This window comes from Dyella sp. CR10 (assembly GCF_055814425.1).
In genome coordinates this window covers 465,239-484,993 of the sequence record NZ_CP185986.1, presented here as the reverse complement: position 1 = coordinate 484,993, position 19,755 = coordinate 465,239, and the positions used below count along the sequence as shown (strand labels likewise).

The following is a 19,755-nucleotide window of genomic DNA, read 5'->3' as shown; positions in this document are numbered from 1 at the left end:
TGCCATGAACCAGGTGCGCCTCGTTCGTTTGTTCGGCCTTCTATACGCCCTCGCCCTGCCGGCCACCGCCGCGGAAGATCTTGCGGCGCAGGCGCGGTCCATGCTCGCCGTCGAGGTGGCTGCCGGGCATCCGGGCGCCGCCGTGCTGGTGGCAAAGGGCGATCGGGTGCTTTACCGAGACGCGGCAGGCATGGCCAGCATGGAGTTGGCCGTGCCGCTGTCCGCCGACCAACGCTTCCACATCGGGTCCCTCACCAAGACACTGACCGCCGCCACGGTGCTGAAGCTCGTGGCGATGGGCAGGCTTTCGCCTGGCGATCCGCTATCCCGCTACCTGCCGGATTTTCCCAACGGCGCGCACATCACCCTGGCGCAGTTGCTCGATCACACTTCGGGCATCAGCGACGAATGGGAAGCCGATCCGGCCGAGGCGCTCGATACCCAGGCGCTGATCAAGCGCATCGCGGCCAAGGCGCCCGATTTCGCGCCGGGTACCGCATGGCGCTACAGCAATGCCGGCTACATGCTGCTGGGTGCGGTGATCGAGCGCGCGACCGGCCAGCCATGGCATCGCGCGATGCGCGAACTCGTCCTCGCGCCTGCGGGCATGGATCACACCATCTATGGCGGCGACGAACGCATCGTGCCCGGGCAGGTGGATGGTTACGGCATCGACGCTCAGGGCGAAACCGTGCGCGCGCCCTATGCCAGCATGACCGGCCCCGGTGCCGCCGGCGCGCTGACGTCCACCGTGGATGACCTGTTCAAATTCCTTCGCGCGCTGCACGGCACCCTGTTGCCGGGCGCGCTGCGCGAAGCGATGACGACGCCGAAAGCGACCTCCGATGGCCAGCCCGTGCCTTATGGCTACGGCATCGCCCTGGGCACGGTGCGTGGCAGGCCGGTGCTGGAGCACAACGGTGGCATCTCGGGCTTCGCCACGCAGTTCACCTATTTCCCCGCACAAGATGTCACCGTCGTGGTGCTCGCCAATACCGACGGCGGCCACCCCAACCCACGCTCGCTTGCCCACCGGCTTGGGGCGCTGGCCATCGGCGACCCATACACCGCATGGGTCCCTCACGCACTCTCCGTACAGGATGCACAGGCATTGGCCGGCAACTACCGTATCTCGGCCGACAGCGCGCATACGCTGAGCGCCCGCGACGGCAGGCTCACCATCCGGCGCGATGGCGGCCCCGATCGCGAACTCGTCGCGGCGGAAGGCGACGTTCTGTACTACTCCGGCGACGGTACCGATTACATCCATATCGTGCGCGATACGAAGGGACGCCCCACGGCACTGGAATTTCATGCTGATGGCATGCCCGCTGCGCGCCGGGAGGAGCGACTGCCCTGAGCACGCCGCGCAGGCCGGCATAGCACTTGGCTCGCTCCGACCTGCAACGGCAATCGTGCGATCACGCGTCGGCGACGCGCACTACCACCTTCCCGAAATTCTTCCCCTCGAGCAGCCCGATGAAAGCCTGCGGCGCGCTCTCCAGCCCATCGACCACATCCTCGCGCAGCTTCACCTTCCCTGCCGCGATCCACTCGCCCATCTCGCGGCGGAATCGCTCGAAGCGCTCGCCGTAATGGTCGAGAATGATGAAGCCTTCCATGCGCACGCGCTTCTGCAGCACGGTGGACATCGCCTGCGGCAGGCGGTTCGGGCCCGGCGGCAGGGACTTGTCGTTGTAGTGAGCGATGATGCCGCACACCGGCACGCGCGCATGGTTGTTGAGCAGCGGCAGCACCGCGTCAAACACCTCGCCGCCGACATTCTCGAAATAGACGTCGATACCGCCGGGGCAGGCCTCGGCCAGGCGCTTCGCCAGATCCGGATCGCGACGATCCAGGCACACGTCGAAGCCCAGCTCGTCCACCGCATAGCGGCATTTGTCCGCGCCGCCGGCGATGCCCACCACGCGCGCGCCCTTCAACTTGGCGATCTGCCCCACCACCGCGCCGACGGCGCCGGTGGCAGCGGCCACCACGACCGTCTCGCCCGGCTTGGGCTGGCCGATGTCCAGCAGGCCGACATGCGCGGTGAACGCCGGCATGCCCAGGCCGCCGAGCGCGAGCGACGGATGCGGCATCTCGCCGAGCGGCATCAGGTCCTTGCCGTCCGACAAGGCGTAGTCCTGCCAGCCGGCATTGCTCAGCACCAGGTCGCCCACCTTGAAGCCCGGATGCTTCGACGTCGCGACGCGGCTTACCGTACCGCCGGCCATCGGCGCGCCCAGCTTCACCGCTTCCGCGTAGCTCGGACCGACCACATCCATCAGGTTGCGCATGTACGGATCGAGCGAGAGATACAGCGTGCGCAGCAGCACCTGCCCTTCGCCGGGGACCGGCACTGGCGCTTCCTCGAGACGAAGGTCCTGCGGCGTCGGCGCGCCCTTGGGATGCGCCGCGAGCACGATGCGGCGGTTGACGGTGTCGTTCTGGGGCATGGGTTCACTCCATGAGGGAAGCGGGAAGCGCCGGGGCGCGGAGGCTAGACCAGTCGTCTAGTAACAGGGTGCAAAAAAAGCGGGCATGCCTTCGCATATCCCGCCTCAGGCTTCTTCGTGCAGGCCGAGCAATTGCCGCGTGCCGGCCATCGCCGTATCCAGCGGTGCGCGGTCGCGCGCGATCTTGGCCAGCAGGCTTGCGCCGAACCAGCTCTGGTAAAGCATCGCCGCCGCCAGCTGCGCATCCGGCAGCGCCGCGAGCGAACCATCGGCGTGGCCTTCCTCGATGCAATGCGCCAGCTTCGCCATCACTGCGCGTGTGCCGCGATCCAGTGCCGTGCGCATGCTCTCGGAGAGATCGGACACCTCGGCGCCCAGCTTCACCGCCAGGCAGCGGCGCTGCGCTTCGTCGCCGGTCTGCGAATCCAGCCAGTCGTCGAAGAAGGCCAGCAAACGCTGCGCCGCACTGCCGGGCTGAGCGAACAGGATGTCGATGCGCGCCAGATAGTCAGTGAAATAGCCGTCCAGCATGGCCTCGCCGAACGCTTCCTTGGAGCCGAAGTAGTGATAGAACGACCCCTTCGGCACCCGCGCCGCCGCCAGCACCTCGGCCAGCCCCACCGCGGTAAAACCCTTGCGCAGCAATAGCGGGCGGGCCACCTCGAGGATGTGCCGGCGGACGTCGGTCGTTGGAGCGGAGGCGGTCATGGGACGCGCACTCTAGCGACCATTAGACCAGTCGTCTAGTGCTCCACGGAGGCCTGCTTTGCCGCGCCGTCGGCGCCCTGCTCCGCCAGCGGCAGCGCGTACTGCACCAGCGCCACCAGCGTCTTCCCCGGTTCCTCGTTCATGACCTCGTGGGCCGAATGCTCGAACCACACCAGCCGCTTCGACGGTGCATGCACTTTCTTGAACCACACCGCCGCCAGGTGCGAAGAAACGTTATGGTCGTGTCGCCCCTCCAGCAGGATCAGCGGGCAGTCGAGCCGGTCGATCCTGCTCAGGTCGAGCGTCAGCACCTTGCTCAGCAACTTGTCGAGCGAGTACCCGCTGGCTTCGCCCACCGCGCTCAAGTCGCGGTCGGTGTATTCGGGCGACAGCGCCATCGCCGCGCCTTCGGCGTCGCCACCGGTGCGGCCATACACCATGCCGCCATAACGATTGAGCCATTTGCGCTGAACCATCAGGTCCTTCAACGGCACCGGATGATCGCCTTCGGCGTAGGGCGCGATGGATTGCAGCTCCTTGACGGCTTGCGCATCGCCGGCCTTGCGCGCTTCGTCCATGGCGAAGCGCCAGCCTTCGCGTTCGCTCGCCGGCATGTCGGTAGCCTGGCCAATGCCGATGTAGGCATACAGCCAGCCAGGATGCCGCCGCGCGACTTCCAGGCCGAGATACGAACCCCACGAGTGCCCGAGCACAAAGATCTTGTCGCGGCCGTAGGTCTTGCGCAGCCAGGCCACCATTTCCTCGGCGTCGGCGATCATCCGTTCCGGCGTCATGGTCGGCGCCACCGCCACCGGATCGTTGGCGGCGTAGGTGCTGCCCGCACCACGCTGGTCCCACTGCACCACGGTGAAGTACTCCTCCCAGCCACGCTGGAAATACCAGCTGGTCGGCATCGCCACCCAGCCGGGCCCGCCATGGATCATCAACAGGATCGGATGGCGCAGGTCCGTGCCGCGAATGCTCACCCACTGGTCGATGCCGCCGATACGCACCTTCTCGTGACGCTCGATGCCTTCGGGGGTCACGATGCGGCGCATGTCAGCGACGATCTTGATCGCCTCGGCGCGGTTCGACGGACCGGGCGGCTCGTCCGCGTGCAAGGGCGCAAAGGCGGCGCACAACGCGAGCGCGGCAGCGAACGGCAATCCTGGAAAACGCATGGACGATCCTCGGGTGATGGTGCGCGGCGGATCAACCTTGCGAGCAAGCGGCGTGCCATGCGCCGCCAACCGCGCTACGGCGCAGCTATCCGCTCGCCAAGCCGTAGTGCGTCGCCGGCGCGTGCTGTCCGCGGACGGCCGCACGGGTGTCCGGAGTCGAATCCGGTGACCGACCCGCTAGCCCATAGGTCATGCCCCTGCCACGCCGGCCCGGCGGTATCGTGAGCCACCTTTTCGCCAGGAGTCTCACCATGACGTCCAAACGCTGGATCCTCGCCGCCGCCATCGCGGCCGCCTGCGGCAGCCTGCATGCCGCCCCCGCTGCTACCGACGCGGGCGTGGACCTCGCCGGCATCGACCACGCGGTGAAGCCGGGCGACGACTTCAACGGCTACGCCAACGGCACCTGGGCGAAGACGGCACAGATTCCCGCCGACCGCTCCAGCACCGGCATCTTCCTCAAGGTGTTCGAGAAGGCCGAGCAGCGCACCGCCGAACTGATCCGCGACGTCGGCAAGAACAACCCCAAGGCCGGCAGCAACGAACGCAAGATCGCCGATTACTACGCGGCCTTCATGAACGAGGCCGCGATCGAGAAGAACGGCCTGAATCCGCTCAAGCCTGAATTGGCGAAGATCGACGCGATCAAGGACAAGGCCGCCCTCTCCAGCGCGCTCGGCGGCACGCTGCGCGCCGACGTCGACCCGATCAACGCTACGAACTGGAGCACCGAGCATCTGTTCGGCCTGTTCGTCACGCAGGGCCTGGAAGATCCCTCGCATAACGTGCCCTACCTGCTGCAGGGCGGCCTCGGGATGCCTAACCGCGACTACTACCTCGCCGACGATGCCCAGATGAAGGGCTACCGCGAGAAGTATCAGGCCTATATCGCCAGCCTGCTCAAGCTCAGCGGCGACAAGAACGCGGACGAGAAAGCCAAGGCCATCCTCGCGCTGGAAACCAAGATCGCCAAGGCGCAGGAAAGCCTGGTCGAGAGCGAAGACGTGCATAAGGCGAACAACCCCTGGGCCATGGCCGACTTCGCCAAGAAGGCGCCCGGCCTGGACTGGAACGCCTACTTCGCCGCCGCCGGCCTGTCCGGCCAGAAACAGGTGATCGTGTGGCAGCCCGAAGCCATCCGCCAGATCTCGGCGCTGGTCGGCAGCGAGTCCCTCGACACCTGGAAGGACTGGATGACCTTCCACACCCTCAATCACAGCGCCGACCTGCTGCCCAAGGCCTACGCCGACGCGCAGTTCGAGTTCTACGGCCACACCCTCAACGGCACGCCCAAGCAGCGCGACCGCTGGAAGCGCGCGATCGTCGCCACCAACGACGGACTGGGCGACGCGGTCGGCCAGATCTATGTGCAGCGCTACTTTCCCGCCTCGTCCAAGGCGCAAGTGGCGCAGATGGTCGACAACATCAAGGCCGCCTTCAACGACCACGTCGATACGCTGGACTGGATGAGCGCGGCGACCAAGCAGAAGGCCAAGGCCAAGATCGCCACGCTCAAGGTCGGCGTGGGCTATCCGGAAACTTGGCGCGACTACGGTCCGCTCGAGGTGCGCGCCGACGATCCGGTCGGCAACCATCTGCGCGCCGAGGCGTACGAGTACAAGCATCAGCTCGCCAAGCTCGGCCAGCCGGTCGACAAGGGCGAATGGTGGATGACGCCGCAGACCGTCAACGCAGTGAATCTGCCCCTGCAGAATGCGCTGAACTTCCCGGCCGCCATCCTGGAAGCGCCGTTCTTCGATCCCAAGGCCGACGATGCCGCCAACTACGGTTCGATCGGCTCGGTGATCGGCCACGAGATCAGCCACAGCTTCGACAATACCGGTGCCGAATTCGACGCCGAGGGCCGCCTCGCCAACTGGTGGACGCCGGAAGACCAGGCCCACTTCAAGGCCGCCGGCCAGAAACTGGTCGAGCAGTACAACGCCTATGAACCGCTGCCGGGCCAGCACATCAACGGCCAGCAGACCCTGGGCGAGAACATCGCCGACGTCGCCGGCCTAGCCATCGCGCATGCCGCCTATGTGAAGTCCCTCGGCGGCAAGCCGGCGCCCGTGATCGACGGCCTCAGCGGCGACCAGCGCTTCTTCCTCGCCTTCGCGCAGTCCTGGCGCAGCAAGACTCGCGATGCCGCCCTGCGCGCGCGGCTGATCGGCGATGTCCATTCGCCGGGGCCGTACCGCGCGCAGACGGTGCGTAACCTGGACGAGTGGTACGACGCGTTCAAGGTGAAGCAGGGAGAGAAGCTCTACCTGGATCCGAAGCAGCGCGTGAAGATCTGGTAAGACCTGCGGTTGTCCGTCCGCAAAGCCGTGCCCGCAAGGGCGCGGCTTTCTTTTTGGCTATGACATGCGGAAGAGAAAGGCCCATCCCACCAATGGCCTTCTTGCAACTCACGCCCAATCGGCGGATAGAGAAATCGTGGCCCGCCTCGCCGCCGACCGCCCCTGACGCCAGCCGGCAGGACGGGCTCGCCAGAAGGGGGACACCATGTACACCCATATCCTCATTCCTACCGACGGTACGGACGCCGCTTCGCATGCCATCGATACGGGCATCCGTCTCGCTGCGCAAATGCATGCGCGCGTGCACGCCTTGCATGTGCTGCCGCCGCTGCCGGCGGTCAGCTTCATCGCCGATGTCGTCCAGGGCGACACCTGCAAGCGGCGCTCGGTGGAGCGTGCGGAACACTGCCTCGACGAAGTGCGTGAGAAAGCGCAGGCGGCCGGCGTGCCCTGCGATGCGGAATACGTCTTCGACAACCGCCCCTACGCCGCCATCGCCGGTGCCGCCAGCAAGCACCATTGCGACCTGATCGTGATGGACGCGCACATCCACAATGGCATCGAGCGGCTGATGCTCGGCAACGTCACGCACAAGGTGATCCTGTGCTGCGACGTGCCGGTGCTGGTCTGCCACTGAAAACGACTAGGGATAGTGCGCCGCGAGCTGGCGGCAGCGCGCCGTGGTGACCTCGTCCATCGGAAAGCAGCACTCGATGTGCAGTTCGTCGAGCGTCACGTCGCGCGGCGTGCCGAAAGTGGTGATGGTGGAGAAGAAATTGAGCTGTTCGCCGTCGCCCTGCAGCACCGTCGTCATCAGCGGCGATGGCGCGCTCGCGAGGTCGCGCGTGCGCCAGCTGGCCGGAACACCCGGGTAGCCGAGCACTTCGTCCAGCAGTTCGCGCGCCTTGCTATCCGAGGGCGCTGCGGCCACTTCGTTGTGCAGGTGGCGCACGATGCTTTCGGCGATCTCCTCCCAGTTGACCACCGCCTGGCGGAAGTCGTCCGGGTCGAACATCTGGCGCAGCATGTTGGTGTGCCGGCTCGGCTTGCCGTGCATCACATAGTCGCTCACCCGCGCGGCGGCGCGGTTGGCGGCGAGCACATCCCAGTGGCGGTTGAGCAGGAAGGCCGGATACGGCTCCTGCTGCTGCAGGATCGCATCGATGGCGCCACGGATGCGCGCCATCGCCGGCGTGGCCAGGGCGCTCTCCGGGTAGCGCGGCGCGAAGCCCGCCGCCACCAGCAGGCCGTTGCGCTCGCGCAGCGGCATGCCCAGCGTGTCGGCCAGACGCGCCAGCAGTTCGCGGCTCGCCTGTGCTTTGCCGGTTTCGACACAGCTCAAGTGACGGGCTGAGATGCCGGCCTCCAGCGCCAGGTCCAGCTGGCTCAGACGGCGCGCCGCGCGCCATTCGCGCAGCAGGCCGCCTACGGCGGAGGCGGGCATGGTGTTCGGCAGCGGGGCGTGGGCTCGGTTCACGGAGGCCGAGCATACGGCGGCACCCGCGCCGAAACCATGACCTCCCAGGTCATTGCCGCCATGCCGTCCGCGGCGAATGATCGCCACCCATCGACTTCCTCATCGCCACCGCATCCGGAGAGCACCGCCATGCATCGCAGACAGTTCCTCGGCCTGACCGCCGGCACCCTGGCCGTCGGCGCACTGGCCGCCTGCGCGCCCCGCGCCGCGCAAAAGGTTCTCGCCGCCACGGCGAGCGACCGCGGCAAACTCGACAGCGTTGCCGCCTTCAACGCGGCGCGGCGCTTCGCCAGCAACCGCTTCGGCGAGATCGCCTACGTCGAACGCGGCAGCGGCCCGGCCGCGCTGTTCCTGCATGGCTTTCCGCTCAATGGCTACCAGTGGCGCGGCGCCATCGACCGCCTCTCGCCGTACCGCCGCTGCGTGGCGCCCGACTCGATGGGGCTGGGTTACACCCGCCCGGCGCAAGGTCAGGGCGTGGCACCGGCCGATCAGGTGCGCATGCTCGACACGCTGCTCGACCAGCTCGGCATCGACACCGTGGACATCGTCGCCAACGACAGCGGCGGCGCCGTCGCGCAGCTCTTCATGACCACGCACCCGGACCGCGTACGCAGCGTGCTGCTGACCAACTGCGACGTGGAACCGGACAGTCCGCCGCCCGCCGTGCTGCCGGTGATCGAAGCCGCCCGCCGCGGCCGCTTCGCCGACGAATGGCTGGCCCCCAACGTGGCCGACAAGATCTTCGCCCGCTCACCCAAGGGCCTCGGCGGCGCCACGTTCACCTACCCCGAACGCATGGCCGACGAGACCTTCGACATGTATCTCCAGCCGATCATCGCCACGCCGGCGCGCAAGGCGCTCGCCGATGCCTACGCGCTCGGCCTGACGCCCAACCCGCTGGCCGGCGTCGAGCCGCTGCTGAAGAAGAGCACGATCCCCACGCGGATCCTCTGGGGCACCGGCGACAAGATTTTCGCCGCCAGCGATCCGGGGTATCTGGACAAGACGCTCGGTAACTCGAAGGGTGTGCGGAAGATCGAAGGGGCGAATCTGTTTTTCCCGGAGGAGTTTCCGGACGTGATCGCGGAGGAAGCCAGGAAACTCTGGAGTGTCTCCTGACCGGCACGGGCAGCGGTTCTACACGCCGCCGTAGCAATCCGGAGCGTAGCCTGCGCCCATGACCACGCCCCGCGACCAGCTCCAGAGCATGCTCGACGCCATTGCGCAGAAGGTCCCGCATCTGCTGCGAGAAACCGGTGACCGCGATGAGTTCTGGTCTGCCTTCGCCACCCTCACCGACCCGCCGCTGGCCGCGGCGGGTCCGGAGGATTTCGATTGGGTGAGCGCGCGGATTACCGAAATGCTGGAAGCGTGCGGCGTGACGCCGCCTGAGGCTTGAACTGGCAAGCTAGTAGAACTGGCAGGAAAACCGCCACACGCCTTCGCTCGAACGATGGAAATAGCCGACGCCGTTGTCGGCCCACATCCAGCGCACCTTTTCCTCCGAGTCGACCTGGAACACAAAATCCTCGATGCCCACCGCATGCTGGATATCGGTCGGGAAGCCGCCGACCTTGGTATGCCGGTGACGGGGAAAGTCGCGAAAGAACACGTCGCACGCCGCCTCGTCCTCGTTGACTGGCGACATATCCAGCAATTCCCACGCATCCTCCCAACCGGGCGCGTCGTCGCCGGCTTCATGCCAGCGCACGGGAAAAGGCCGATAGGGGACGTCCACCTGCGGCAAGGGCACCAGCCCATCGAGGCTCGGATACTCCCGAATCAGCCATCCCTCGCCGTGCGGCAGATCGAACGGGAGTTCGCGCGTGTTATGGAATAGCACCAGCAGTGCGATACCTTCGAGTGACGGGGGAACGAACGGCAACTCGTCCACGCGTATCTGCAGCAGCGGAAACATGGGCTCCCCGCGCCATACGGGCAGCGCCTCTCCCGGCAGGCCCACGCCGCGAAGAAACCACGACGTCAACGGATTCTCCGGCGGACGGAAGCCACCGACTTCGGCCACTGACGCGGGTCGCAACATAGCCCGCAGTTTCTCCAGCGTCTGCGCCGCTTCCGGCGTAATGGATCTTTTGTGTTCGTCAACCATGAACGCTACTTCCTTGCCCTGACATTCGATCAACAGGAGTGTTTGGCATAGCGGCGATCCGCCGCGTCGCCCTCACGCGCCTGCCTGCCGGCGCAGATCAATGCGCCATTGCTCTGGAGAACACATTGATCACCACTGCGCCCGCCATGATCAAGCCCATGCCGATCATCGCCGGCAAATCCAGCTTCTGTCCGTAAGCCAGCCACGCGATCAGCGATACCAGCACGATGCCCACGCCCGACCAGATCGCATAGGCCACGCCGACCGGAATGGCGCGCAGTGTGAGCGAAAGAAAGAAAAAGGCGACGCCATAGCCCGCGATCGTCAGCGCCGAAGCGCCGAGACGAGTGAAGCCGTCGCTCGACTTCAACGCAGTGGTCGCCACCACCTCCGCGCAGATCGCGATCGCTAGAAACAGCCAGTTCTTCATGGCATCCGGGCTCCGCCGACAGCGTTGAAAGGGCTACGCTAGCGCACTCGATGGTCTTGCATGCAACCCGATGTCTGTGGGCAAGCCACGTGAGAAATCTCGCGCTGATTCAACTGACTTTACGTCGTTGGAAGTCACCCGCCTTCCTCGGTCGCATCCGGTCATTCCGCCGGCATGCGACCACGGGACAACAGAATTGTCGGCGCAGCGACCGACCTCGGATTCCTGATCTCCGGCCGTAACGCGTGCGACTACTACGTCAGGTAGGAACGCCGCACCGACACGGGACTCCGAAGCTCTGCGCGCTCAGGTATCCGTCGAAATATCGTCCCAGGCCTGGTCCATATACCCGACCAGCCAGTTGAGCGCGTAATGCCGCTCCATGGTCACGCCAGGCTCGAGCCCTGCTGGCGCCGGGTTGCGCTTGAGCCGGGCATCCACCACGGCCCAGTGATAGCGGTAGATCAGGTCGGCTTCGTCGAGGATCTCGGCGCGCGGGCGGACCTTCGCGGCGGCAATGAATGCCTCAGCGCTGCGCCGTTGCATCTGCTCCACCGCGTAGCCGACATCGCAGGCATGCGTCGGCTTGCCCAACGCATCCACGTAGCCCAGCGCCCATAACAGCACCCACGCCGCCTCGTAGCGCCAGGAGAATTGGTTGCGATTGTGCTCCGACGGCGCCAGGTCAGCGATGAAAGCGCTTTCCTTTGGCGTGAAGTGCGCGCCAAGACCATAGTCATCGACGATCCGCTCGACGATATCCTGCTCCAGGCCCTCGCCTTTCACCGCGACGATCAGCAGGCACATCGCGCGCCAAGCGATCGCTTCTTGCGCGCGCCCCATGGTCTCGGACTCCGCTTCGATCACCGGCAGATGGCGATTGATCGGTACGGCCTCGTGCTCAAGGCGGGCTTCGGAACGGGCTTTGCGCTGAAAGGCTTCCTGGCTCATGGCAACTCCTTGGCGGTGGACAACGGATCGTAAGCGATCGGCCGAAACGGCCCGATGTGCTTTTCATGCAGCGACAACACCAGAGCGCGGCCGAACACCGTGTGCGACATCGGTCGCAGGTGAAGCGCCCATCCTTCCTCAGCGCATACGTAGAACCACTTGCCGCCTTCGCCACTCCATCGCGATGCGTCCGTGCGCGCATGAAGGCTGTGCACGAGCGACTTGACCTTGCTTGGCACGTTGAAGCCCACGCCATACTCGAAAATATCCTCAAAGCGCAGAGATGGCTCGTCCAGAAGCACTCGCAAATGCTCCTTCAAGTCGTCGATCGTTTCGATGGGCATCCCGGACTCACCCCGCTACCGGGCAACAACCGCCACGCTTTCCCTCGCCAACACGGAACGATGGCCGTGCGGCCCCTCGGCCAGGCGCTGCGCCACGTCGCGCCGAGCGGCCCCACCGCCCTGACGCAGGTATTCCAGCTCGTCGGCGGTGAGCAGTACCAGCGGCACCAGTCGCACCGGCGATAACGGCATGTCTTCGATGAGATGGGGAAAATCCGGCGCAGGCGCGCCAAGCAGCACGCCGACACTGTCGTCGGCGGTGATGTAGTGCGCAGGCAGTTGCCCACCGATCGCGTGCGAATGGCTTACGCCGGGCAGCTCCATCGACAGTGCGCCGTACTGTTCTAGCCGGTCCACGATGCCGCCGGCGTCCGCGACGATGCCTGCCACGTGGCTGAGCAGCTCGAACGCCCAGCTCTGCGAGAGGCGCGCGATATCGCCCGGCGCGCCGCACAGCTCGGCGGGAATGTCGGGCGTCTCCAGGAACAGCTCCATGCCGAAGCCGTTGGCAACCGGCGCGCCGTCGCCTTCGAATGGATCGCTCATGCCGTCGGTGGCGAGCAAGACGCCGCTTGCACGGCGCACGACGCGATAAGCCTGCCGTGTGGTCGGCCAGGACGGCCCGCCCGTCAGGCCGGGGCTGATCAGATGTCCCAGCACGTCCGGCTCCAAGACACCGATCGATGACCAATGCCGATCCAGGCACTTGTGCGTGCGTTGCGCCGGATCGCCCGGGCCGTCACCGGTGGGCGGTGTGCCGCCGCCGAACAGGCGGCTCAGCTTGTCTTTCCAGCTCATACGAAACTCCTTTTCGTCGACCGAGCGCACGAGTGTAGCGGCAAGCGCACCTGCCGATTGGCATGGGTTTCGCGGCGCAGCCCGTGGCATCGGCGATGGCATCAGAGGCATCGCATCAAGTGCGTGTCCGCTGTCCGGATGGCCGTGTCCACCTGTCCGCGGACATCTCTGCCGCACGGTGAAGGTTTCGAGAAATGGCTCAACCGCGCGGCCTGCGAGGCATCGCCGCGCTTGGCACGCCCCTTGCCATATCTACCTCGAAAGCCTCAATCACCGACGCAAGGAGAGACACCATGAAATTCGAGAACCTGATGCTGCAAGGCTTCTTCGCCGCCGGCCTGCTGGTCTGCGCCCTGGTCCTGGGCGGCATGCTGACCACCCACGCCTCCGCGCCGGCAGCGGTCGCTGCCCACGCCGCCGTCGTCGCCAGCCGCTGAGCAGAGGCAAGCGATGCGAATGACCACCCGCCTCGCCGGTGCGCTGCTGTCACTCACCTGCGCACCGGCCTTCGCCGGGAACGTGCTGCCGATACCGCCCTCGGGAGTGATCGGCACCAACGATGCGATGCTCTCGCCGGATTATTGGATCACTCTCGTCGATGCGCCCGACCGGATCGTCCTGGACAAGACCACGGTCGACGCACTGAATGCGCGCCTCGTCGCCAGCGACCCGAGCATGTACGACCTGTCGAAGATCGGCGCGACGCTACCGCAGTCGCAGATTGCAGGCTGGATCGGCAAGATCGCCAGATGGCCGTCCAAGCCATTGTTCGACGCCAAAGACCAGCCGGTGCCCAAGGCCGCCATCGACGCGGTCGTCGCCAACCAGGCGCTGGACAAGATCCCCGCGAACGTGACGCCGCGCTACGGCCTGATCGTGCATCGCGTGTCGATGCGCAACTTCCCGAGCAACCTGCGCGTTTTTCCCGGCAAAGGCCTGCAGGACTTCGAACAGTTCCAGGAAAGCACGCTGTTCCCCGGCGATCCGGTCGCCATCGTCCACACCAGCGCCGATAGCCGCTGGTTCTTCGTGGTCAGCCCGCGCTACGCGGCCTGGGTACAAGCGGACGCCATCGCGACAAGTACGCGCGAGGAAGTACTGGCCTATGTGACCCACGGGTCATACCGCGTCATCACCGGCGACAAGCTGCGCACGGTCTACACGCCGGAAGCGCCGGAGGTGTCGGAGATCCAGCTCGACATGGGCCTGCGCTTGCCGCTGGCGGATCTGCCGCCGGATCAACCGGTCAACGGCCAGGGGCCTTACGAAGCCTGGACGCTGTCTCTGCCCACTCGCGCCGCGGACGGTTCGCTGCATCTGCAACCGGCGTTGCTCCAGCGCAAGGGCGACAGCGCGCCGGATTATCTTCCGCTCACCCGCGCCAACCTGATCCGCCAGGCATTCAAGTTCCTCGGCGAACGCTATGGCTGGGGGCATCTCTACAACGGCCGCGATTGCAGCGGCTTCGTCTCCGACGTGTATCGCAGCATGGGCGTGCAACTGCCGCGCAACTCGGGTGACCAGGCCAGGAGCCCGGCGCTGAAGCATCGCCTGTTCGGCCAGCAAGACAGTCACGAGGCACGCATGCGCGCGCTGGCCGATGCACAGGTGGGTGACCTGATCTATATCCCCGGTCACGTGATGATGTTTCTCGGCCGCGTGGATGGCGAACCGTATGTGATCCAGGACGTCGGCGGGCTGGTCTTCCGCGACGGCGAGGGCCGCATGCGCTGGACCAAGACCAATGAAGTCTCGGTCACGCCGCTGCTGCCGTTGCTGGTGGACGAAAAGCTTTCCTACGTCGACGCGATGACGAGCCTGGTAAGTATCCGCCCATGAAAGAAGGGCCCGCTTGCGCGGGCCCTTCAGTCGATCAGTGAATCTCCGCGTAGCTCACCGGCAGCCAGCGGTACCCATTGCCGTCAGCGGCCACATGGCCGATGCCCGGGAACGCGATGTGCGCGCCGGCGACCAGATAGCCGCTCTTCGCCGCGTCGGCGAGGATGCGCTCACGCACCTTCTCCGCCGTGGCGGCGTCGCCGTCGAACTTGATGGAGATGTCCGGATGCGGGAACTGCACCGTCTGCACGTGCAGCGTGTCGCCCCACACCAGCAGCTTCTGTCCCTTGCTCTCGATGGCGTAGCCGGTGTGACCCGGCGTGTGTCCGCTCAGATTCACCGAACGGATGCCCGGCACGAGTTCGACATCGCCAGCGATCGGCTTGAAATGACCCGACGTCACATATGGCCCCAGCGCCTTCTGCGCGATATCGAAGAATTCGCGCGCGTCGGCCGGCGCCTTCTCCTGCTGCGCCTTGCTCAGCCAGAAATCCGCATCGGCCTTGCCCGCGCGCACGATGGCCTTGGGGAACACCGGCTTGCCGTCGGCCACCAGGCCACCGACGTGGTCCAGATGCATGTGGGTGATGTAGATCTCGTCGATCTGCTCCGGCGAATAGCCGGCGGCCTTGATGCGCGCGACCAGCTTGCCCAGGTCGCTGCCCATGAAGGCCCCGCCGCCGGTGTCGATCAGCACCAGCTTGCTGCCGGTGTTGACCAGGTAGGCGTTGAAGCTCCATTCGTACGACGCCGGCTGGTCCGCCGCCTTCATCGCCTGCCCGGCGACCTGCGCCTTGCCCGGGTCGAGCAGCTGGGTGGCGTCCATGGCGTGCGTGCCGTCGGACAGTGCGGTCACTTCGAAGTCGCCCAGCATCATGCGGTAGTAGCCCGGCGCGCTGGTCTTGGCCATCGGCGCGGCAGCCTGCGCGGCCGGCACGGCCAGCGTGCCGCCGAACAGCACGGCGGCGGCCAAGGCGGTGCGGGCGAAAGTGGAACTCATGCTCATCGTTCGTTCCTGGTCGTGAGGGAGTAGAGCCGGCCGCGCGCCGCGAGACCCGCGGCCGGGTCGCTGCGACATGGGCACGTTTGCCGCCGCTTCAACTCCCCGGATGGGTATGGGCGCATTCGCGCGCGAACGATGTGCGCGGGCGCACGCCGATCGCCAGTTCTTGCGCCCCGCGCCTGCGGCAACGCCTCGTCAGGCCTGCGTCGCCAGCCACTGCCGGAACGCTGCGACCGCCGGCGTGTCCGTGGCGTCGCGCGGCGACACCAGATAGTAGGCGCCCGGCGCGGCGATGCTTCGCTCGCCCAGGCGCACGAGAGCGCCGGACGCGAGGGCGTCGGCCACCAGCACGCTGCGGCCGAGCGCCACGCCATGCCCCGCTTCGGCGGCCTGCAGCAGCAGGGCGGAGTCGCTGTACACGGGGCCGGCCGGGGCCGGATGCCGCTCGCCGAACCAGCGCTCCCACGCATGGAAGTCATCGCGCAACAGCGTGGCGGCCTGCATGCTGTCGCCGCCGAGCTTTCGTGCATAGGCGGGCGCCGCCACCGGAAAGATCGACTCGTCGAACAGCTTGTCCGCGCGCAGCCCCGGCCAGCGGCCGTCGCCATAGCGGATCGCCAGGTCGGCCTGCTCGGTATCCAGTTCCAGCAATGCCGTCGTGGCATGCAGCTTGAAATCCACGTCCGGATGCGCGGCGAGAAAGCCGCCGAGCCGGGACATCAGCCAACGGCTCACCAGCGATGGCGGTGCGGTGAGCGACAGGCGCTGCGCATCGCGGACGCGCAACGCCTCGCCCACGGCCGACAGCCGCTCCAGCCACGGTTGCGTCGCTTCGAGCAGGCGTTCGCCCGCCGGTGTCAGCACGACCTCGTGGCGCTGACGCCGGAACAGCGCCGTGGCGTAGAACGCCTCCAGTGCGCGGATCTGGTGGCTTATCGCGCTGGCTGTCAGGTGCAGTTCCTCGCCGGCCAGGGTGAAATTGCGCAGACGCGCGGCCGCCTCGAAGGCGCGCAGCGTGTGCATGGGCGGCAGCGTGTATCGCATCGCAAGTCCGGTGGCATGAAGGGTGTTCATGGCGCGATGAAGATTCGTCGCTTCACCGGCCTTGTCGGTGCGCCGACTATTCGGCACCTCGCGAATCTTGCCGGAGAACCCATGAAGACGCTCGTGTCCCTCCTGTGGCTGTGCGTACTTGCCTGCACCGTCCCGTCGGCCAATGCGGCCACGCTGAAGGAAGGCTGGCAGGCGGTGGACGGCCTGCGCCTGTTCTATCGCGAAGGCGGCTCGGCGGACGACCCCACGGTGGTGTTCCTGCACGGCTATCCGCTGTCGTCGATCCAGTACGCGCAGGTGATGGCGCAGCTGGCCGATCGGCACTTCCACGTGATCGCGATGGACTACCCCTCATTCGGTTATTCCGATGCGCCGGACCGCCGCAGCTATCGCTACACCTTCGACCACTTGGCGCAGACCGTGGCGCACTTTCTCGCCGCGCGCGGCATCCGGCGCTACAGCCTGTACATGCAGGATTACGGCGTCCCGGTCGGCTTCCGCCTGATCGCGGCCGACCCGTCGGCCGTGACCGGCGTGATGGTGCAGAACGGCGTGATCCACCTGGATGGCTTTCCCGCCGCGCAGGATCCGCAAGGCGAACTGCGGCGGCACTGGCGCGAGCGCGATGCCGCACTCGATCGCCGTCGCGCCGCGTATGCGGCGAGCCTGCCCTACCCGGGCGCCGACGGCTGGGACGACGAGGATCATGCCGGCCCCGATGTTTGGGCGCTGATGCGCGCCGCGGTGCAGCGTTCCGGCGTGGTCGAGGCGCGCAACGACCTGTGGTTCGACTACGGCAGCAACATCGCACGCTATCCGGCATGGCAGGCGCTGCTGCGCGACTTGCATGTCCCCGTGCTGGTGCTGTGGGGCAAGCGCGACGACTACTTCACCGTGCCCGGCGCCTGGGCCTACCGGCGCGAGGCGCCACAGGCCGAAGTACACATCCTGGATTCCACTCACTTCGCGACGCTGGATGCGCCGGACGAGGTGGCGACGCTGGTGGGCGATTTCCTGGAGCGCCATCGGGAAGCGCTGCGATAGGCGCGATGTCCGCTGTCCGCGCTGTCCGGATGGCCGTGTCCACGTGTCCGCGGACATCGCTCCCGCGCGGTGAAGGTTTCGAGAAATGGCTCAACCGCGCGGTCTGCGAGGCATCGCCGCGCTTGGCACGCCCCTTGCCATATCTACCTCGAAAGCCTCAATCACTACGCAAGGAGAGACACCATGAAATTCGAGAACCTGATGCTGCAAGGCTTCTTCGCCGCCGGCCTGCTGGTCTGCGCCCTGGTCCTGGGCGGCATGCTGACCACCCATGCATCGGCACCGGAGTCGGTCGCCAGCAACGCCGCGGTGTCGGCCAGCCGTTGATCGTTTGAAGGCAACGGATCGCGGTGCGCTTAAACCTTATCGCGCCGCAGGGCATCGGACCGGGAGTCTCCCGATCGCAAGGTGCCCGATGGATAGCTGGTCGATGTGGCGGAAGTATCGAAGCGCGGGATGGCGGTGTGCACTGGCGGTCATCGCCCTGCTCGCCACCGCTCCGGTCCTGGCGGACTGCGGCGATTGCGCCGCCATCACCCGGCGCTTCGCGGTGGACCAGCATTTCAATGGCGTCGTGCTGGTCGGCCACGGCGCACAGGTGGATTACAGCGAGAGTTTCGGCGTGGCCAATGCCGCGACGCATCAGCCACTGACGGCCGACACGCCTTTCGTCACCGGCTCGATTTCCAAATGGATCGCGTCGATGGTGGTGATGCGGCTGGTCCAGCAAGGCCAGCTCGCCCTCGACGAACCGATCTCGACCTATCTGCCGGACTATCGCCGCGACAACGGCGCCAGGCTCACGCTCCGCCAACTGCTGAGCCACGCCAGCGGCGTGCCCAACGCCATCGACGAGGCCATCAAGCGCGATCCGTCGATACGCCGCCTGTCGCTGGGCAATGCCGAGGCCGTGCGCCGCTTCGCCAGCGGCGACCTGCGCTTCGAACCGGGCACGGACTGGGACTACTCGCACGCCAACTGGCTGTTGGTGAAAGCCATCGTGGAGAAAGTCACCGGACAGAGCTATGCCTCCCTGGTGGATGGCTATCTGGTCCGGCCGCTCGGCCTGCACCGCAGCGGCGTCTACGCCGGGAACGCCGCTGCCGTACCGGGCATGGCGGCGGGGTACAAAGTGCTCGCGCCCGATCCGGCGCCGCTCGACAAGCCGCTGCCGGACTTCATGGTGCTCGCCGGTGGCTTCTATGCGAGCGCCAGTGATCTGTTCGCGCTCATGGATGGCCTGTTCGCCGGCAAGCTGCTGTCGCCGGAGAGCACGCGCACGCTCATGGCCGTGGAGCGTGCGCCCCAGCAATACGCCCTTGGCGGGCGCACCAAGACCTTGCCCTTCGCCGGCAAGGACCATCCGATCGCGTGGGAGTACGGCTCCGATGGCGCCTATCGCGTGCTCGCCTGGCGCACGCTGGACGACGGCCACTGCGTGATCGTGATGAACAACACCAGCTTCGATCATCTGAAGATCGGCGAGCTGGCGACGGCGCTGATGGAAGCCAGCTACCGCTGACCGTGGCGACAGGCCACGCGGCTACAGCAGCTTCACGCCCAGCGGCTTCAGCGCCACCGCGAACAGCACGAAGCAGACGAAGGTGATCACCGCGCTCAGACCCAGGGCCGGCCAGAATCCGAACCGGGCGAACAGCCGGGGAAACAGCAGGAACATCGGCAGCGTCGGGACGACGTACCAGAAGGTGTACCAGGCGTGGTTGGCGATCTTCGTCGCCGGCTGCTTCTCCACGTAGAGCCAGATCAGCGCCAGGAACGTCACCAGTGGCAGCGACGCGATCAGCGCTCCGAGCCGGTCGCTGCGCTTGGCCAGCTCCGATACCGCCACCACCACGCCGGCAGTCACCAGGTACTTCACGATCAGCCAGGGCATGGGCGGTCTTCCTCGCGATGGAGACGGCCACCTTGCCGCCCGGTCTGGACATCCGCAAGCGCCGCGCCATCTTGCCCCGTCAAAACGCGCGACCGTGGCATATTCGGGGCTTCCCTGCCCCGCCCTGTGCCATGGCAGACATCGGCGCCACCGCCTGCGCC

At 66.5% G+C, this 19,755-nt stretch carries 22 protein-coding genes; 10 read left to right on the top strand and 12 right to left on the bottom strand.

Translation table 11 applies throughout. The annotated features are described in order from the left end of the window. Nucleotides 1-4 precede the first annotated feature (4 nt). Nucleotides 5-1,360 carry a serine hydrolase domain-containing protein gene (locus ACNR9O_RS02110; RefSeq protein WP_473683370.1) on the top strand — a complete coding sequence of 452 codons (1,356 nt, stop codon included), beginning with the start codon at nt 5-7 and terminating at the stop codon, nt 1,358-1,360. 61 nt (nt 1,361-1,421) lie between these two features. Here ACNR9O_RS02110 and ACNR9O_RS02105 read toward each other — a convergent pair whose 3' ends face one another. The 3 genes from ACNR9O_RS02105 to ACNR9O_RS02095 all read right to left on the bottom strand — a co-directional run bounded on the left by ACNR9O_RS02105 (nt 1,422) and on the right by ACNR9O_RS02095 (nt 4,345). Beyond that, the gene (locus ACNR9O_RS02105; protein ID WP_473683372.1) at nt 1,422-2,456 is read right to left on the bottom strand and encodes an NADP-dependent oxidoreductase; all 1,035 of its coding nucleotides are present in this window, start codon (nt 2,454-2,456) and stop codon (nt 1,422-1,424) included. 105 nt (nt 2,457-2,561) lie between these two features. Further along, entirely contained in the window at nt 2,562-3,164 is a 603-nt protein-coding gene (locus ACNR9O_RS02100; protein ID WP_473683374.1) for a TetR/AcrR family transcriptional regulator, read from the bottom strand. A 35-nt stretch (nt 3,165-3,199) separates the two neighbouring features. Further along, on the bottom strand, nt 3,200-4,345 hold the full coding sequence (locus ACNR9O_RS02095; RefSeq protein ID WP_473683376.1) for an alpha/beta fold hydrolase: 1,146 nt from the start codon (nt 4,343-4,345) through the stop codon (nt 3,200-3,202). 251 nt (nt 4,346-4,596) lie between these two features. On the opposite strand from ACNR9O_RS02095, the gene ACNR9O_RS02090 reads away from it, so the two are divergent. Both ACNR9O_RS02090 and ACNR9O_RS02085 read left to right on the top strand, forming a co-directional pair. After that, nucleotides 4,597-6,648 carry a M13 family metallopeptidase gene (locus ACNR9O_RS02090; protein ID WP_473683378.1) on the top strand — a complete coding sequence of 684 codons (2,052 nt, stop codon included), beginning with the start codon at nt 4,597-4,599 and terminating at the stop codon, nt 6,646-6,648. Nucleotides 6,649-6,853: 205 nt separating this feature from the next. After that, nucleotides 6,854-7,285: a universal stress protein gene (locus ACNR9O_RS02085; RefSeq protein ID WP_473683380.1), complete on the top strand. Its 432-nt coding sequence runs from the start codon at nt 6,854-6,856 to the stop codon at nt 7,283-7,285. Nucleotides 7,286-7,291: 6 nt separating this feature from the next. Here the strand turns inward: ACNR9O_RS02085 and ACNR9O_RS02080 are convergent, their stop codons facing one another. Beyond that, a complete protein-coding gene (locus ACNR9O_RS02080) occupies nt 7,292-8,092 on the bottom strand; it encodes a helix-turn-helix domain-containing protein (RefSeq protein WP_473683382.1) in 801 nt (266 codons plus the stop codon). A 162-nt stretch (nt 8,093-8,254) separates the two neighbouring features. Here ACNR9O_RS02080 and ACNR9O_RS02075 point away from each other — a divergent pair, with 162 nt between their 5' ends. Both ACNR9O_RS02075 and ACNR9O_RS02070 read left to right on the top strand, forming a co-directional pair. Then, entirely contained in the window at nt 8,255-9,247 is a 993-nt protein-coding gene (locus ACNR9O_RS02075; protein ID WP_473683384.1) for an alpha/beta fold hydrolase, read from the top strand. A gap of 58 nt (nt 9,248-9,305) precedes the next feature. Then, nucleotides 9,306-9,527 carry a hypothetical protein gene (locus ACNR9O_RS02070; RefSeq protein ID WP_473683386.1) on the top strand — a complete coding sequence of 74 codons (222 nt, stop codon included), beginning with the start codon at nt 9,306-9,308 and terminating at the stop codon, nt 9,525-9,527. Between the two features lie 9 nt (nt 9,528-9,536). Here ACNR9O_RS02070 and ACNR9O_RS02065 read toward each other — a convergent pair whose 3' ends face one another. From ACNR9O_RS02065 to ACNR9O_RS02045, 5 genes are all read right to left on the bottom strand, one after another. Beyond that, nucleotides 9,537-10,238 (bottom strand): DUF1963 domain-containing protein, encoded by a 702-nt coding sequence (locus ACNR9O_RS02065; protein WP_473683388.1) that lies wholly within the window; start codon nt 10,236-10,238, stop codon nt 9,537-9,539. Between the two features lie 97 nt (nt 10,239-10,335). Next, entirely contained in the window at nt 10,336-10,668 is a 333-nt protein-coding gene (locus tag ACNR9O_RS02060) for an SMR family transporter (protein WP_473683390.1), read from the bottom strand. A gap of 306 nt (nt 10,669-10,974) precedes the next feature. Next, complete coding sequence (locus ACNR9O_RS02055) at nt 10,975-11,619, bottom strand: DUF4272 domain-containing protein (protein WP_473683392.1); 645 nt, start codon at nt 11,617-11,619, stop codon at nt 10,975-10,977. After that, a complete protein-coding gene (locus ACNR9O_RS02050) occupies nt 11,616-11,963 on the bottom strand; it encodes a hypothetical protein (protein WP_473683394.1) in 348 nt (115 codons plus the stop codon). The genes ACNR9O_RS02055 and ACNR9O_RS02050 overlap by 4 nt, the downstream gene beginning before the upstream one ends. A gap of 15 nt (nt 11,964-11,978) precedes the next feature. After that, nucleotides 11,979-12,761 carry a suppressor of fused domain protein gene (locus ACNR9O_RS02045; protein ID WP_473683396.1) on the bottom strand — a complete coding sequence of 261 codons (783 nt, stop codon included), beginning with the start codon at nt 12,759-12,761 and terminating at the stop codon, nt 11,979-11,981. A gap of 293 nt (nt 12,762-13,054) precedes the next feature. On the opposite strand from ACNR9O_RS02045, the gene ACNR9O_RS02040 reads away from it, so the two are divergent. Both ACNR9O_RS02040 and ACNR9O_RS02035 read left to right on the top strand, forming a co-directional pair. After that, on the top strand, nt 13,055-13,198 hold the full coding sequence (locus tag ACNR9O_RS02040; RefSeq protein WP_473683398.1) for a hypothetical protein: 144 nt from the start codon (nt 13,055-13,057) through the stop codon (nt 13,196-13,198). Between the two features lie 19 nt (nt 13,199-13,217). Then, nucleotides 13,218-14,600 carry an SH3 domain-containing protein gene (locus tag ACNR9O_RS02035; protein WP_473683400.1) on the top strand — a complete coding sequence of 461 codons (1,383 nt, stop codon included), beginning with the start codon at nt 13,218-13,220 and terminating at the stop codon, nt 14,598-14,600. Nucleotides 14,601-14,634: 34 nt separating this feature from the next. Here ACNR9O_RS02035 and ACNR9O_RS02030 read toward each other — a convergent pair whose 3' ends face one another. Further along, nucleotides 14,635-15,600 carry an MBL fold metallo-hydrolase gene (locus ACNR9O_RS02030; protein ID WP_473683402.1) on the bottom strand — a complete coding sequence of 322 codons (966 nt, stop codon included), beginning with the start codon at nt 15,598-15,600 and terminating at the stop codon, nt 14,635-14,637. Between the two features lie 198 nt (nt 15,601-15,798). After that, on the bottom strand, nt 15,799-16,677 hold the full coding sequence (locus tag ACNR9O_RS02025; protein WP_473700696.1) for a LysR substrate-binding domain-containing protein: 879 nt from the start codon (nt 16,675-16,677) through the stop codon (nt 15,799-15,801). A gap of 81 nt (nt 16,678-16,758) precedes the next feature. On the opposite strand from ACNR9O_RS02025, the gene ACNR9O_RS02020 reads away from it, so the two are divergent. The 3 genes from ACNR9O_RS02020 (at nt 16,759) to ACNR9O_RS02010 (ending at nt 19,222) form a co-directional block, all read left to right on the top strand. Next, nucleotides 16,759-17,700, top strand: coding sequence for an alpha/beta fold hydrolase (locus ACNR9O_RS02020; RefSeq protein ID WP_473683406.1), 942 nt, complete (start codon nt 16,759-16,761; stop codon nt 17,698-17,700). A gap of 183 nt (nt 17,701-17,883) precedes the next feature. After that, the gene (locus ACNR9O_RS02015) at nt 17,884-18,027 is read left to right on the top strand and encodes a hypothetical protein (protein WP_473683408.1); all 144 of its coding nucleotides are present in this window, start codon (nt 17,884-17,886) and stop codon (nt 18,025-18,027) included. A gap of 88 nt (nt 18,028-18,115) precedes the next feature. Continuing rightward, nucleotides 18,116-19,222 carry a serine hydrolase domain-containing protein gene (locus ACNR9O_RS02010; protein ID WP_473683417.1) on the top strand — a complete coding sequence of 369 codons (1,107 nt, stop codon included), beginning with the start codon at nt 18,116-18,118 and terminating at the stop codon, nt 19,220-19,222. A gap of 21 nt (nt 19,223-19,243) precedes the next feature. On the opposite strand, the gene ACNR9O_RS02005 is transcribed toward ACNR9O_RS02010, so the two are convergent. Further along, nucleotides 19,244-19,594: a DUF3147 family protein gene (locus ACNR9O_RS02005; protein ID WP_473683419.1), complete on the bottom strand. Its 351-nt coding sequence runs from the start codon at nt 19,592-19,594 to the stop codon at nt 19,244-19,246. Between the last annotated feature and the right edge of the window lie 161 nt (nt 19,595-19,755).